16 protein-coding genes and 1 tRNA gene are annotated in these 12,750 nt (G+C 67.7%); 7 read left to right on the forward strand and 10 right to left on the reverse strand.

Annotated elements, in window-relative coordinates; translation table 11 throughout:
• Window positions 1–65: 65 nt before the first annotated feature.
• Entirely contained in the window at window positions 66–1,355 is a 1,290-nt protein-coding gene (locus tag AC1DQP_RS08755; protein ID WP_457318535.1) for a tryptophan--tRNA ligase, read from the reverse strand.
• Between the two features lie 109 nt (window positions 1,356–1,464).
• Here AC1DQP_RS08755 and AC1DQP_RS08760 point away from each other — a divergent pair, with 109 nt between their 5' ends.
• Complete coding sequence (locus AC1DQP_RS08760; RefSeq protein ID WP_457318536.1) at window positions 1,465–2,289, forward strand: hypothetical protein; 825 nt, start codon at window positions 1,465–1,467, stop codon at window positions 2,287–2,289.
• Window positions 2,290–2,392: 103 nt separating this feature from the next.
• Here the strand turns inward: AC1DQP_RS08760 and AC1DQP_RS08765 are convergent, their stop codons facing one another.
• The 3 genes from AC1DQP_RS08765 to rocF all read right to left on the reverse strand — a co-directional run bounded on the left by AC1DQP_RS08765 (window position 2,393) and on the right by rocF (window position 4,095).
• Window positions 2,393–2,614 (reverse strand): CsbD family protein, encoded by a 222-nt coding sequence (locus AC1DQP_RS08765; RefSeq protein ID WP_256775189.1) that lies wholly within the window; start codon window positions 2,612–2,614, stop codon window positions 2,393–2,395.
• Between the two features lie 193 nt (window positions 2,615–2,807).
• On the reverse strand, window positions 2,808–2,945 hold the full coding sequence (locus AC1DQP_RS08770; protein ID WP_038691079.1) for an entericidin A/B family lipoprotein: 138 nt from the start codon (window positions 2,943–2,945) through the stop codon (window positions 2,808–2,810).
• 229 nt (window positions 2,946–3,174) lie between these two features.
• Window positions 3,175–4,095, reverse strand: a complete 921-nt coding sequence (gene rocF, locus AC1DQP_RS08775; protein WP_457318538.1) for an arginase — start codon at window positions 4,093–4,095, stop codon at window positions 3,175–3,177.
• A 322-nt stretch (window positions 4,096–4,417) separates the two neighbouring features.
• Between rocF and AC1DQP_RS08780 the strand changes: the two genes are divergently transcribed.
• From AC1DQP_RS08780 to AC1DQP_RS08795, 4 genes are all read left to right on the forward strand, one after another.
• Window positions 4,418–4,870, forward strand: coding sequence for a roadblock/LC7 domain-containing protein (locus tag AC1DQP_RS08780; protein WP_256775191.1), 453 nt, complete (start codon window positions 4,418–4,420; stop codon window positions 4,868–4,870).
• Window positions 4,871–4,944: 74 nt separating this feature from the next.
• The gene (locus AC1DQP_RS08785; RefSeq protein ID WP_256775192.1) at window positions 4,945–5,304 is read left to right on the forward strand and encodes a roadblock/LC7 domain-containing protein; all 360 of its coding nucleotides are present in this window, start codon (window positions 4,945–4,947) and stop codon (window positions 5,302–5,304) included.
• Between the two features lie 103 nt (window positions 5,305–5,407).
• Window positions 5,408–6,352 carry a hypothetical protein gene (locus AC1DQP_RS08790; protein ID WP_457318540.1) on the forward strand — a complete coding sequence of 315 codons (945 nt, stop codon included), beginning with the start codon at window positions 5,408–5,410 and terminating at the stop codon, window positions 6,350–6,352.
• Window positions 6,349–6,888 (forward strand): GTP-binding protein, encoded by a 540-nt coding sequence (locus AC1DQP_RS08795; protein WP_457318541.1) that lies wholly within the window; start codon window positions 6,349–6,351, stop codon window positions 6,886–6,888. The genes AC1DQP_RS08790 and AC1DQP_RS08795 overlap by 4 nt, the downstream gene beginning before the upstream one ends.
• Window positions 6,889–6,932: 44 nt before the next feature.
• Here AC1DQP_RS08795 and AC1DQP_RS08800 read toward each other — a convergent pair.
• The 4 genes from AC1DQP_RS08800 to birA all read right to left on the reverse strand — a co-directional run bounded on the left by AC1DQP_RS08800 (window position 6,933) and on the right by birA (window position 9,614).
• A tRNA-Thr gene (locus AC1DQP_RS08800) sits at window positions 6,933–7,008 on the reverse strand.
• A gap of 42 nt (window positions 7,009–7,050) precedes the next feature.
• Complete coding sequence (locus tag AC1DQP_RS08805; protein ID WP_457318542.1) at window positions 7,051–7,893, reverse strand: SPOR domain-containing protein; 843 nt, start codon at window positions 7,891–7,893, stop codon at window positions 7,051–7,053.
• A gap of 9 nt (window positions 7,894–7,902) precedes the next feature.
• A complete protein-coding gene (locus AC1DQP_RS08810; protein ID WP_256775196.1) occupies window positions 7,903–8,640 on the reverse strand; it encodes a type III pantothenate kinase in 738 nt (245 codons plus the stop codon).
• Window positions 8,637–9,614 (reverse strand): bifunctional biotin--[acetyl-CoA-carboxylase] ligase/biotin operon repressor BirA, encoded by a 978-nt coding sequence (gene birA / locus AC1DQP_RS08815; protein ID WP_457318543.1) that lies wholly within the window; start codon window positions 9,612–9,614, stop codon window positions 8,637–8,639. Before birA ends, AC1DQP_RS08810 begins: the two co-directional genes overlap by 4 nt.
• Before the next feature lie 116 nt (window positions 9,615–9,730).
• On the opposite strand from birA, the gene AC1DQP_RS08820 reads away from it, so the two are divergent.
• Entirely contained in the window at window positions 9,731–10,006 is a 276-nt protein-coding gene (locus AC1DQP_RS08820; protein WP_457318544.1) for a hypothetical protein, read from the forward strand.
• An 8-nt stretch (window positions 10,007–10,014) separates the two neighbouring features.
• Window positions 10,015–10,806, forward strand: a complete 792-nt coding sequence (locus tag AC1DQP_RS08825) for a M90 family metallopeptidase (protein ID WP_478051428.1) — start codon at window positions 10,015–10,017, stop codon at window positions 10,804–10,806.
• Window positions 10,807–10,848: 42 nt separating this feature from the next.
• Here the strand turns inward: AC1DQP_RS08825 and AC1DQP_RS08830 are convergent, their stop codons facing one another.
• On the reverse strand, window positions 10,849–12,267 hold the full coding sequence (locus AC1DQP_RS08830) for an ATP-binding protein (protein WP_457318546.1): 1,419 nt from the start codon (window positions 12,265–12,267) through the stop codon (window positions 10,849–10,851).
• A 21-nt stretch (window positions 12,268–12,288) separates the two neighbouring features.
• The coding region (locus AC1DQP_RS08835; RefSeq protein WP_478051429.1) for a response regulator transcription factor at window positions 12,289–12,750 on the reverse strand (462 nt) is incomplete at its 5' end.

Genomic DNA, 12,750 nt, shown 5'->3' on the forward strand with positions numbered 1-12,750 from the left:
ATTCATGGGGAGCCGGCCAGCGGCCGGCACTACCGGTGAGGCCGGGGGCCACCCAGGGGCCGCGCTTACCCGCGCAGTTCCTGCAGCGCGGCCAGCACCACGGCCACGTCGGCCTCGATCTTGAACAGCTCGCTCTGCAACCCATCGCCGTGCGCGGTCTGCTTGAGCACACCGATCACCTGCCCGGCATCGCGCGGCGAATCGAAGCCCTCGCTCTGGATCAGCAGGCTGCCATCGCCGGCCAGCAGCTTGAAATAGAAACGGCCGTCCTTCTCGCGGTACTGCTTGAACAGCGGCGGCGCGGCGCGGGCCTCGGTGGCGGCATCACCGGCGATGTTGCCGGCACTGGACAGGTCACGCAGGCCTACCGCATGGCGCAGTTCCTTCAACAGCGGCATCGCATACTGCTCGCGCAGCTGCTGGCCGCGACGGCGCAGCAGCGCCTCGATCTTTTCCGGCTCGGCCATCAGCGCCTCGTAGCGCTCGCGCAGCGGGGTCAGTTCGGCATCGATACGCTCGAACAGCTGCTGCTTGGCATCGCCCCAGCTGATGCCATCGGCGAAGGCCTGCGCGAACGCGGCGGTCTGCTCGGCGCTGGCGAAGGCCTGGTACATCTGGAACAGCGCCGAGCCCTCGGTGGTCTTGGGCTCGCCCGGTGCGCGCGAGTCGGTGAGGATGGCGAATACCAGCTTCTTCAGCTCCGCACGTGGGGCGAACAGCGGAATGGTGTTGTGGTAACTCTTGCTCATCTTGCGACCGTCCAGGCCGGCCAGCGTGGCCACCTGCTCGTCGATCACCACCTCCGGCAGCGGGAAGTACTCCCTGCCGTACACATGGTTGAAGCGCTGGGCGAAATCGCGCGCCATCTCGATGTGCTGGATCTGGTCGCGGCCCACCGGGACGCGGTTGGCCTTGAAGATCAGGATGTCGGCGGCCATCAGCACCGGGTACATGAACAAGCCCGCGCTGATCCCGGCATCTTCGTCCTGCTGCTCCTCGCGGTTCTTGTCCACCGCCGCCTTGTAGGCGTGGGCACGGTTGAGGATGCCCTTGCTGGCGATGGCGGTCAGGAACCACATCAGCTCGGTGGTTTCGGGAATGTCGCTCTGCCGGTAGAACCACACCTTGTCCGCGTCCAGCCCGCACGCCAGCCAGCTGGCGGCGATTTCCAGGGTCGAGCGCTGGGTCCGCTCCGGCTCCTGCGCCTTGATCAGGCTGTGCAGGTCGGCCAGGAAGAAGAAGCTCTCGATGCCCGACGCCTGGCTGGCGGCAATGGCCGGACGGATGGCGCCGACGTAGTTGCCCAGGTGGGGCGTGCCGGAGGGGGTGATGCCGGTAAGAACGCGGGTAGTCATGTGGGGGATCATTACGGACAGGTGAACCGCGCCAGTTTACCTGCCCGGGCGCAACCCCGTTGCAACCCCTGGCGCGTTCAATCCGTTACCCCCATCGCGGAGCCCTGCCATGAAACGCCTGATCCTGCCCCTGTTCGCCGTGCTGGCCCTGTGCGGCTTCCGCCCCGTCCCGGAGTACGACCGCGGCCCGGTCCACCTGACCGTGCTCGACCGCGACGCCGGCACCACGCTGCCGCAGTACCGCGATGGAGCCCAGCGCTGGATCGCCGGCGAGAAGGGCCACCGCTACAGCGTGCGGCTGCGCAATGGCAGCGCCGAGCGGGTGCTGGTGGTGGTCTCGGTGGATGGCCTTAATGCGATCACCGGCGAGGTGGCCGCACCGGGCCAGACCGGCTACGTGCTCAACCCCTGGCAGACCGCGGACATCAGCGGCTGGCGCAAATCCTCGGACGAAGTGGCGCAGTTCGTGTTCACCTCGCCGCAAGGCAGCTACGCCAGCCGCACCGGCCGCCCGGACAACATCGGGGTAATCGGGATCGCGGTGTTCCGCGAAGCCAACGCCATCGCGCGCGACCTGTCGCCGGCGGTCGAGCGGCGCAGCCTGCCCGCGCTGCGCGGGCGTGTCGACGCGGCTGAAGCCGCTGCCCCGGCGGTCGTCGACAGCGTCACCACGACCGGTTCGGCAATGCGCTCGCCGGCGGCGGAACCCGCCCAACGCCTCGGGACCGGCCACGGCGCGCGCGAAACCTCGCGCGTGCGCGATACCGCCTTCGAACGTGCCAGCGTGGTGCCGGCCCAGCAGGTAGAGGTGCGCTACGACAGCGCGCGCAATCTCGCCGCGCGCGGCATCCTGCCCGTGCCGGTGCAGCAACCCCGCGATGGAACGCCCCGCGCCTTCCCCTCGCAGTACGTGCCCGATCCACCGCGGCGCTGAGCGGCGGTAGACAGCAACGCATACGACACGGGCCGCAGTAGCGGCCCGTGTCGTGTTTCATACCCCCGATGAAGCGGCCGCGTTTACGCGGCGTCCAGCGGCGTCAGTGGAAATCCGGGTAGTCCTTGTGCATGGCTTTTTCGAAGTCCTTGACCTCGGACTCAGCGCGGTCACGCGCCCAGCCATAGCGTTCCTGCAGACGGCCTGCCAGATATTCGGCATTGCCTTCGGCCACCTTGAAATCGTCGTCAGTCAGGTCGCCCCACTTGGCCTGCGCCTTGCCCTTGAGCTGGGTCCACTTGCCGGAAATGATGTCTTTGTTCATGGGTTGGCATCCTTGATTGCAACGGCACCGTCGCCGTGGATACAGACTGCGACAGTCGGCGTTTGGACACGGTCAAGCGCGCATGAAACGGATGCTCACCTGCTTGAATGGACCATGGCTGCCCAGGCAAAACCCGACGCAAAGAAAAAGGCCGGGAAACCCGGCCTTTTTCGTTGACGCCTGATCGAATCGATCAGTTGGTCTTGGCAGCGTCTTCGACCTTCTCGCCAGCCTTCTGCACATCCTTGCCGGCACCGGCAACGGTGTTGCAGCCGGACAGCATGGCCACCGAGAACATCGACAACAGCATCAGTGCAATAACACGCTTCATGGGGTTCTCCTAATTGATCTACGTCGACACCGGAATCCGGTCCCACCTGTCAGATGGGCACGCGCGCGCCCTCGGCGCAGTGCGGCCCTTCTTCCTGATCGCGGTGACGTAGTGGCCGTTTCCGGCACTGCCGCCGCGTGGATGCAATCTGGCGGGAACGGCGTGCAGCGAATGTGAACGCGGCTTGCGATCATTCAGCCACGCGCCGGAAAGCGCCGCGTGGCGAGGATCAATCGCGCATCAATGTGGATTTCCCGAACAGGCTTTCGACCAGGTCCACCGCCAGCACCGCCGTGCTGTTGCGGTTGTCCAGCAGCGGATTCAGCTCGACGATATCCAGTGACCCCATGCGCCCGGTGTCGGCGATCATCTCCATCACCAGCTGCGCCTCGCGGTAGTTCACCCCGCCCGGCACGGTGGTGCCCACGCCCGGGGCGATGCTCGGATCCAGGAAGTCCACATCGAAGCTGACATGCAGGTGGGTGTTGTCATCGATGCCCTGCAGCGCCGCTTCCATGGTGCGCTTCATGCCCGCCTCGTCGATGTAGCGCATGTCGTACACATCCACCTGATGCTGCTTGATCAGGCGCTTCTCTTCCTGGTCCACCGAACGGATGCCGATCTGGTGCACCTGCTGCGGGCGGATCGCCGGGGCGTCGCCGCCCAGCCGGGTCAGCGCGTCCGGGCCCAGCCCGCACAGGCAGGCCACCGGCATGCCGTGCACATTGCCCGACGGGGTCACCTCGCTGGTGTTGAAGTCCGAATGCGCATCCAGCCACAGCACGCGCAGGGTCTTGCCCTGCTCGCGGCACCAGCGCGCCACCGCGGTGATCGAGCCGATGCCCAGGCAATGGTCGCCGCCGAGCATGATCGGCATGCGCCCGGCCTGCAGCTCGGCATAGGTGGCGTCCATCAGTGCGCGGTTCCAGGCCACCACTTCGTCCAGGTGGCGATAGCCCTGCACCGGCGGCGTCCACGGATTACGCGGGCCGTCCAGGTTGCCCACGTCGCGCACGTCCACGCCCCGGGCGGTCAATGCCTCGGCCAGCCCGGCGATGCGCAGGGCGTCCGGCCCCAGGCCCGCGCCGCGATGGCCCGCCCCGATATCGGTGGGAACGCCGATCAGGGAAACCGGGGAATACGTGGCCATGGGGTGCCTCCTGCAAATGCGGAAAAAGAGCCACAGTCTAGCCAGCCCGGCATGGGACGACTCGCGGCGATGCAGCAGTACCGGCAAGCCAGACAGGTTGCCGATGACCGTCGACGGCGCTGCGCGCCACTGAGCGTAGGGCGACGCGGCTGGAATGCCTTGCGCGTCAATGCTTTGACACCCGCGTCGACGCGCACGCGGTTCATCCTGCGTTACCCGTGAAGGCAAAAATACCGTGCTACATTTCACACTTCTTCGCAGTACTGATTGACTAATCCATTACGGATTGGTTCGTGTTTCGTCGTGTGCCAGGGGGCAGTACGTGCAGCGCAGTACCATTCACCAGATTGTCCGCAGTGCCAGCGGCGAGAGCCAGCCGGCCCGACAGTTGTATGACATCGACCGCATCCAGGCCGCATTCGCGCAGGCGCGCGAACGCGAGCGCGGCATTTCCCTGCTGATGCTGTCCACCGCCGATGGCCGCGCCGTGGCCGAGGATTCGGCACTGGACGTGGACGGGCGCCGCCTCGCCGCGATGGCCAACTCGTTCCTCACCCTGGGTGAGACCGTCTCGCGCGAACTGGCGCTGAGCGAAGCCGACTACGCCACCATCTGTACGCGCCAGGGCAACGTGGTGCTGATCCGCATCCAGGGCGACAAGCCGCTGACCCTCACCGCCGTGGGCGCACATGCGCTCAACATGGCCGTGCTGCTGTTCCATGCGCGCGAATGCGCCACCCGTCTTGAAGCCGTGCTGCGCGCTCGCGCCGCCTGATCGTCCTCTTTCTGCAGTGCCTTCGGACGGGTCTTCGGCCTGTCTACCTCTTTGCCTGACTCACAAGGATTTTCATGTCCAATCTCAATCTGGAAAAGCTCAACGCGGTCGCCGGTTTCGTCGGCGCGGCCCTGGTCGACAGTGATAGCGGCATGGCCCTGGCCACCGTCGGCGGCGGCAATATCAACCTGGAACTGGCCGCGGCCGGCAACACCGACGTGGTGCGCACCAAGCGTCGCGTGGCCGAGCAGCTGGGCCTGGCCGACAGCATCGAAGACATCCTGATCAGCCTGGGCACCCAGTACCACCTGATCCGCCCGCTGGAGAGCAACCCGGTGCTGTTCCTGTACGTGATCATGGACCGCGCCAAGGCCAATCTGGCGATGTCGCGGCACGAACTGAAGGCCTTCGAAAAGACCCTGGACTTCAGCTGATCGATGCATGTCCCGTGCGGCGCAGGCCGCGCGGGATCTCCGCGCCGCAGCGTGCCCAAGGCATGCGATGACCGGCCGCTTTGGCACCCCCATGAAAACCCCCATGCGTACCTTCCAGATCGCCTCGATCGGGCTCGATCTGTTGCACCAGACCCGGCTCAAGCTGGCCAGCTCGATGCTGCTCGCCGAGCGCTTGGACGTGGCCCTGCAGGCGTGGTCCGCGCAGACCGTGGACCTGCTGGTGATCGGCCTGGACCATGCCGCCGGCGCCGGTGCGCTTGCCCAGGCGCGTGCGCAGGGCGTACCGACGTTGGTCATCGCGCGCCGCTTCGATGCCAGCGCGCGCGGTGAACTGCCGCACGGCGCCACCGTCCGCGATCTCAACGAACAGCTCTCCACGCTGCTGCTGGCCGCACCGGAGGCGACTGCTTCGGCGCAGGGCACGCCGCTGCTGCTGCAGCTGGCCCAACACGGTGCACCGTCGACCGGCATGCACCTGCTGCAACGCGGTGCGATGACGCTGCTGGTCGACCCGGGCACACGCAGCATCGCCCTGCCCGCGTCCACCACGCTGGCCGAGGTGGCCGCGCAACTGGACGATGCGACCTGGTCGCCGACCGCCATCGATGCGCAGACCTTCCAGCATCAGTACGCGTATCGACTGCCGCAGCGGCATTCGTTCGAAGCGCTGTTTTTCTGCATTGCCCGCCATCGTCCCGAACTGCTGCCCGCAGCGGCCGGGCAGGCCTCGCTGCGGCTGCGCCAATGGCCCGACCTCAATGCCGAGGATGTGCCCGGCCACTGGCTGCTGCCGATCGCGCGCCTGCACGCGCGCCCGTGGCGTGCCAGCGCGTTGGCCGGTGCCTGTGGCATACCGCACGACACCGCCCAGTTGCTCTTTTCGGCCGCCCTTGCCAGTGGCCTTGCCTTGACCGAGGAAGCCCCCGTGACCCGTTCTGAACGCCGCGGCGACACCACCGATTCACGCTTCTTCTCCTGGGTGGCGCGACGCTTCGGCCTCACCTTGTTCCAGGGAGCCGCATCATGAGCCAGCCCGCCAACAAGCTGGTTTTCGTCGGTGGCATGGGCGCGGGCAAGACCACCGCGGTACGCGCGATCTCCGATGTCGAGCCGGTCAGCACCGAAATGCCGCTGAGCGAAGACGCGTACGGTGACAAGGTCGAAACCACGGTGGCGCTGGACTACAGCTCGATCGAGCTGGACGACGGCGAACTGCTGCACATCTACGGGGTGCCCGGCCAACGCTACCTGGATTTCATGTGGCCGATGGTCTGCGAAGGCGCGTTGGGGGTGATCGTGCTGGTCAGCGCGCGCCACCCCGAGCCGATCGCTTCAACGGTGGAACTGCTGAACGAGTTCTCGCGGATCGCGCCGCAGGCCAGCCTGGCGGTGGGCATCACCCGCACCGACGAACATCCCGAGCTGCTGGTGCCCGACGTGCGGCAGGCGCTGTTGGATGCCGGTTTCCGCCTGCCGGTGATGCGCGTGGATGCGCGCTCGGCCACGCAGGTGACGTTCCTGGTGAAGTCGTTGTTGTCGTATCGGTACGCGCAGACGCAGTAACGCTCGCAAGCGGGCCCTGTCGGGCGGAAGGGCGATGCGGGAAATGGTGCCGGCACCCGGATTCGAACTGGGGACCTACCGCTTACAAGGCGGTTGCTCTACCAACTGAGCTATGCCGGCAAAGGCACGGCGAGCGGCATGGGCCGTCGCGGAGCACGAATTCTAGCGCAACCGCGCACAGTCCAGCGAGCGCTGCTGGGCCGCGCCGCTGCGTTGGCGCACCGCACCGGGGTCGGCCTGATCGGCGAGGGTCGCATCCAACCACCACTGCGCGCTGCCATCACCGCCGCTGGCGACCATGCGGGCGTTGAAGCCGGCGGCGCTGAGTGCGGCCATGCGGCGTTCGGCGCCCTCGCGGTTGCGGTACTGGCCCAGGGCGATGGCGTTGGTCTCTTCGCCTTGGGCAATGATGTAGTAATCGCTCACCCCGGCCGCCACGATCCGCTTGACCGTGGCTTGTGCCTCGTCGCGGCTGGCGGCGGCTGGCAGCAGCACCCGGTAGCGGGTAGCCCCGGCATCGGCGATCTCACGCAGGCGGGTACTGCGCAGTGATGCACCGGCCTTGGCCTGCGCGGCCTGGGCGGCGGCACGGTCGGCGAAGGGCCCCAGGCTCACGCATTGCGCCGGCGCGGCGGCGACCGGCGTGGGAGCAGCCGCAGGTGCGACAGCCGGCGCAGGGGTTGGCGGGACCACGGCAGGTGTCGACGTCGGTGCCGGCGCTGCAGTCACGCTGGCGGTCGCCGGCTCGGTGATGGCCGCAGCGGGCGTGGCGACCGGCGCCGGCGCCGGCGTCGGCTCGGGCGTCACATCATCCAATGCCTGGGTTGGCGCGGCCGCCACCCTGGCGGCCGGCGGCGGACTACCGGTGGTCGGCAGCAACTGCAGCTGCGCCACGCCGGTAGTCGGGGCGGGCGCGGCCGGCACCGGGTCGCCACGCAACATCCACCACAACGCCACCCCCAGGTTGAGGATGGCCAGCACGACGATCAGGGCACGGGTCAGCATGCGGGGATCCTACCCTGCGTCCGCAGGCTGGTGCACGGCCCAGCGCGCCAGGCCATCGAGCACCAGCGCCGGCTGGAAGTGCGCATCCACCAGCAGCGGCATCAAGGCCGGTGCGCCACCGCCATGCACCAGCAGTGTCGGCATGCTGCCCAGCAGCTCGGCCGCCTGCAGGCGGCTGCGTTCGATCAATGCCACCGCCGCCCCGTCGCAGCCGGAGGCCAGAGCATCGGCGGTGTCATTGGCGAACTCGCTGTAGTCCCCGCCCGTGGCCGGCAGCTGCACCGCACGCGCATGCAGCGCTTCGCGCATGGTGGTGGGCGAGGCCGCGATGCGGCCGCCGCGATGCAGCCCGTCGGCGTCGAGCAGATCGATGGTCAATGCCGTGCCGACACCGGCCACCACCACCGCTTCGCCACGTTCGGCCACGGCCAGCAGGCCCAGGAAGCGATCCACGCCGAACTTCCCTGGGTCGGCGTAGGCCACCTGCACCCCGGCATAGCGCGCCTGCGTGCGCGCCACCCGAACCTGTTGAAAGCGCCCCTGCAGGATCGCCAGCATGCTGCGCGTCAGGGCGGGCGCGGCAACGCTGGCCACATAGGCCACCCCGCCACTGGGCAGCGCCTGCAGCGCGTCGGCGGGCATTGCTTCGGCACCGTGCGGCCAGGCCTGCACATCGCCGGCACGCGCACCCTGCAACGGTGCGAACTTGAACCGGGAATTGCCCAGGTCGAACAACCAGTCGCTCATTGCGCCCTCACGCTGACTTCGCCGGCATGCACATGCTGCTCCACGCCATCGATTCGCACGCGCAGCGCGCCATCTTCGGCCAGCCCCAGCGCGACGCCTTCGCGCCACTGTCCGCCCTGCTCCACGCGCACGGTCTTGCCCTGCAGCAGGTCCAGTTCGGCATAGCGCGGCAGGAACGGCGCCAGCCCCTGCGCATCGAAGGTTTCCAGCGCCGGCAACAGCCGCGCCAGCACGGCGGCCACCACGGTATTGCGGTCTACCGGCGCGCCGGCCAGGGTGTCCAGGTCGATCCACGGCTGGGCGATCTGCGCCGCCGATGCCGCCGGCATGTGGACGTTGATGCCGATACCGATCACCGCGCGCGCCGGGCCGGCATATTCGCCGCCGCCCTCGGCCAGCAGGCCGACCAGCTTGCGTCCGTCCACCATCAGATCGTTCGGCCACTTCAACCCTGCCTGCACGTAGCCCAGGTCGTGCAGCGCCTCGGCCACCGCGATGCCGGCCACCAGGCTCAGGCCGCTCAGGCGGACCAGGCCACCGGAGAACAGGCGCAGCACCGACAGGTAGACGTTGGCGGCCAGTGGCGAGGCCCAGGTCCGGCCGCGACGGCCACGGCCGCCGGTCTGGCGCTCGGCCAGCAGGACGCGAACGCCCTGTTCAGGCGCGCTGCAGCGCAGCAATTCAGCGTTGGTGGAGTCCACAGTCCAGGCGACCTGCAGCGACTGCAGCAGGGCCTGGGTGACCTTGGGCAAGCCGGCGCGGATGGTCTCCGGTTCCAGCAGGTCCAACGGCCGGGTAAGCCCATAGCCCTCACCGGCGCGCCCTTCGACTTCCACGCCGGCCGCCCTAAGTCCTTGAATCCGCTTCCAAATTGCAGCCCGGGTCTGGCCCAGTTCGCGGGCCAGGGCATCGCCGGACAGGCGTCCGGCGCCCAGTTTGGCCAGCAGTTGGCGGTCGTCCACGGCAGCTTCCATCAGGTGATCGGGAAAATTATGCGGGAAAGCCCGATCCGCTGCCTGCCGGAGGGCTTCCAATCGCGGCGCTGAATCGGGCTAGAATCGAAAGCTGACCCGCCTTCCGGATGTCGACGATGCGCCCGTTCGCCCATTGCCTGATCCTGCTGATGGCCCCCTTGGCCGCGCACGCTTCCGATGCGCTGACCAGCACGGGGCGGGGCGGCTGCGTGTATTCGCCGGCCGAAAGCGAGCGCACCGCGCCTGCAGCCGCACCGGCGGCACGTGCGCCTGCGGCCAAGCCCAGCGCCGCCAGCGGCGGCAGCACGGGTGGCGGCGGCAGCGATGACGACGTGCTGCCGCGCCTGCGCGCGCCGAAGTGGCACAGCTTCCTGCCGGGCATGTTCCGCTGATCGAACGTATGTGGGGCTGGTTGCGGCGCACGCCGCGCGCCATTGATGCAGACCTGTGGCAGCAAAGTTGCCAACGCGCCGCGTGGCTGCGCGGACTGGACGGGGAACGCCGCGAGCGTCTGCACACCCTGAGTGCGCGCTTCCTGCACGAAAAAACCATCAGCCCGGTCGGCAACCTGCAGTTGGACGAAGGCGACGGCGTACTGCTGGCCGCGTTGTGCTGCCTGCCGTTGCTGGAACTGGGTGAGGTTGGCCTGCGCGGCTGGTCGCAGCTGATCGTCTATCCCGATGCCTTCCGGGTGCAGCGCAGCCATGTCGATGCCGCCGGCGTGCTGCATGAGTGGGATGACGAGCTCATCGGCGAATCCTGGGACAGCGGCCCGCTGATCCTGTCGTGGGCCGATATCCAGGCCGACATCGCCGATCCGCATGCCGGCTACTGCGTGGCCGTGCACGAGATGGCGCACAAGATCGACGCACTGGACGGCGCCATCGATGGCACCCCGCCGCTGCCGCGCGACTGGCAGCGGCAATGGGCCAGGGATTTCCAGACCGCCTACGACGCGTTCTGCGCGCAGGTCGATCGCGGCCGCGACACGTTGATCGATCCGTATGCGGCCGAAGCCCCGGAAGAATTCTTCGCGGTGGTCACCGAGTACCACTTCTCCGCGCCGGATCTGCTGCAGCAGGAGATGCCGACGGTTGCCGCGCATCTGCGCCGTTTCTACGGCGAGCCGCCGGGCCTGGCGGACAACCACCAACCGTCATCCGCTGCCCTGCACGTCACCACGCCCCGGTAGGCATCGACCGTTGGTCGATGCAATGTCCGGAACTGACGGACCTTACGGCCCGGGCGGCAGCTTCACTTCGAAACGCGCACCGCCCAGTTCGGGCGAACGCTTGACCTGCAGTTCGCCACGGTAATCCTTGATCAGGTCCTGCACGATCGACAGGCCGATGCCGTGGCCCTGTACGCGCTCGTCGCCGCGCACGCCACGCTGCAGAACCTTGGCAACGTCCTCCGGGGCAATGCCCGGGCCATCATCATCCACCGACAGCACCARCCCGGCACGCCGTGCGCCCGGCGCCGGCAACGGCTTGGCGGTGAGCAGCACACGACGGTTGGCCCACTTGAAGGCGTTCTCCAGCAGGTTGCCGAGCAGCTCCTGAAGATCGCCCGGTTCGCCATGGAAGCGCGCGGCTTCATCGATATCGAATTCGCACAGCACGCCCTTGCCGGCGTAGACCTTCTCCAGCCCGCGCACAATCTCTTCGGCGTTGGACTCGATCGGCAGCGGCGCCGAGAACAGCTTGTGGCCCGACGAAGCCGCGCGCGCCAACTGGTAGGACACCAGGTTGTTCATGCGCCGTAGCTGCACGTCGAATTCCTGCCGCAGGTCCTGGTCCTGCGCGCCGCTGTCCAGTTGGGTGCGCAGCACCGCCAGCGGTGTTTTCAGGCTGTGCGCGAGGTCGGCCAGGGTGTTGCGCTGGCGCTCGAGGTTTTCGCGCTCGCTTTCGATGAAGGCGTTGATGCTGTCGGTGAGCGGCTCCAACTCACGCGGGTGGCGCTCGCTCATGCGCGCGGTTTCGCCACGCTGCACCTTGGTCAGTTCGGTGATCACGCGCCGCATCGGGCGCAGGCTCCACTGCAGGATCACGGTCTGCAGCATCAGCAGGATCAGGCCGGCACCGCCCATCCAGAACCAAACGCGGCCACGGAAGACGCGCAGCTGCGCGCCAAGCGCGCGCGAGTCTTCCATCACATAGATGGTGTACGGAAATTCAGTGGTTGGATCGGCTTCGGCATCCCAGACCAGGCCCATGCCATAGCGATACACCGAGCCCTGGCTGCCATCGATCTGGACCATCGGCAGGGGGCCTTCAAACACCTCCCGCAGCGGCGCCAGCAGGCCGGCGCTCGGCAGCATCGGCCCTTCGGCCGACAACGAGTTGCCTTTGCCTTCGGGCATCACGACCTGCAGGTAGAGGCCGCTGCCGGGCATGTCGAAGCGCGGATCCGGTGGCTGCTCGCGGATGTACAGCGAGCGGTCACGGGTGAAGTCGATCCCGGCCGCGTATGCCCGGGCGTAGTTTTTCAGGCGCTCCTGGAGGTTGGCGCGCGCCGTATCGGCGAAGGCCGCATCCAGCGCGTAGCCGGCGATGGCCAGGAACGCGACCAGGCCCACCGAGGCGGCCAGCAACTGGCGCGCCTGCAGGGAGCGCGGCCGCCAGCGTTTGAAGAACCACAGACGGCCTGACATCGTTCAATCGCCCTGCAGGGCTCAGCCCTCGTTGCGCGGAATCGCGAAACGGTAACCGCGGCCACGCACGGTTTCGATCGGCTTGAGTTCGCCATCGGCGTCGAGCTTCTTGCGCAGGCGACCGATGAACACTTCCAGCACGTTGGAATCGCGATCGAAATCCTGCTGATAGATGTGCTCGGTGAGGTCGGCCTTGGAGACCAGTTCACCGGCATGCATCATCAGGTATTCGAGCACCTTGTACTCATAGCTGGTGAGGTCCACGTTGCTGCCGCTGACGCTGACCGTCTGCGCGGCAAGATCCAGCGCGACCGGGCCGCATTCCAGCGTCGGCTTGCTCCAGCCAGCGGCGCGGCGCAGCAGCGCGTTGACGCGGGCCAGCAGTTCTTCGACATGGAACGGCTTGACCAGGTAGTCGTCGGCGCCCTGCTTGAGGCCCTCGACCTTGTCCTGCCAGCTCGAGCGTGCGGTGAGGATCAGCAC

This window comes from Stenotrophomonas sp. P5_A8 (assembly GCF_056400545.1).

Bases quoted from the DNA above. Each gene is read 5' to 3' on its own strand.
- AC1DQP_RS08755 (WP_457318535.1), bottom strand. From the start codon at position 1,355: ATGACTACCCGCGTTCTTACCGGCATCACCCCCTCCGGCACGCCCCAC.
- AC1DQP_RS08760 (WP_457318536.1), top strand. From the start codon at position 1,465: ATGAAACGCCTGATCCTGCCCCTGTTCGCCGTGCTGGCCCTGTGCGGC.
- AC1DQP_RS08765 (WP_256775189.1), bottom strand. From the start codon at position 2,614: ATGAACAAAGACATCATTTCCGGCAAGTGGACCCAGCTCAAGGGCAAG.
- AC1DQP_RS08770 (WP_038691079.1), bottom strand. From the start codon at position 2,945: ATGAAGCGTGTTATTGCACTGATGCTGTTGTCGATGTTCTCGGTGGCC.
- rocF (WP_457318538.1), bottom strand. From the start codon at position 4,095: ATGGCCACGTATTCCCCGGTTTCCCTGATCGGCGTTCCCACCGATATC.
- AC1DQP_RS08785 (WP_256775192.1), top strand. From the start codon at position 4,945: ATGTCCAATCTCAATCTGGAAAAGCTCAACGCGGTCGCCGGTTTCGTC.
- AC1DQP_RS08790 (WP_457318540.1), top strand. From the start codon at position 5,408: ATGCGTACCTTCCAGATCGCCTCGATCGGGCTCGATCTGTTGCACCAG.
- AC1DQP_RS08795 (WP_457318541.1), top strand. From the start codon at position 6,349: ATGAGCCAGCCCGCCAACAAGCTGGTTTTCGTCGGTGGCATGGGCGCG.
- AC1DQP_RS08805 (WP_457318542.1), bottom strand. From the start codon at position 7,893: ATGCTGACCCGTGCCCTGATCGTCGTGCTGGCCATCCTCAACCTGGGG.
- AC1DQP_RS08810 (WP_256775196.1), bottom strand. From the start codon at position 8,640: ATGAGCGACTGGTTGTTCGACCTGGGCAATTCCCGGTTCAAGTTCGCA.
- birA (WP_457318543.1), bottom strand. From the start codon at position 9,614: ATGGAAGCTGCCGTGGACGACCGCCAACTGCTGGCCAAACTGGGCGCC.
- AC1DQP_RS08820 (WP_457318544.1), top strand. From the start codon at position 9,731: ATGCGCCCGTTCGCCCATTGCCTGATCCTGCTGATGGCCCCCTTGGCC.
- AC1DQP_RS08825 (WP_478051428.1), top strand. From the start codon at position 10,015: ATGTGGGGCTGGTTGCGGCGCACGCCGCGCGCCATTGATGCAGACCTG.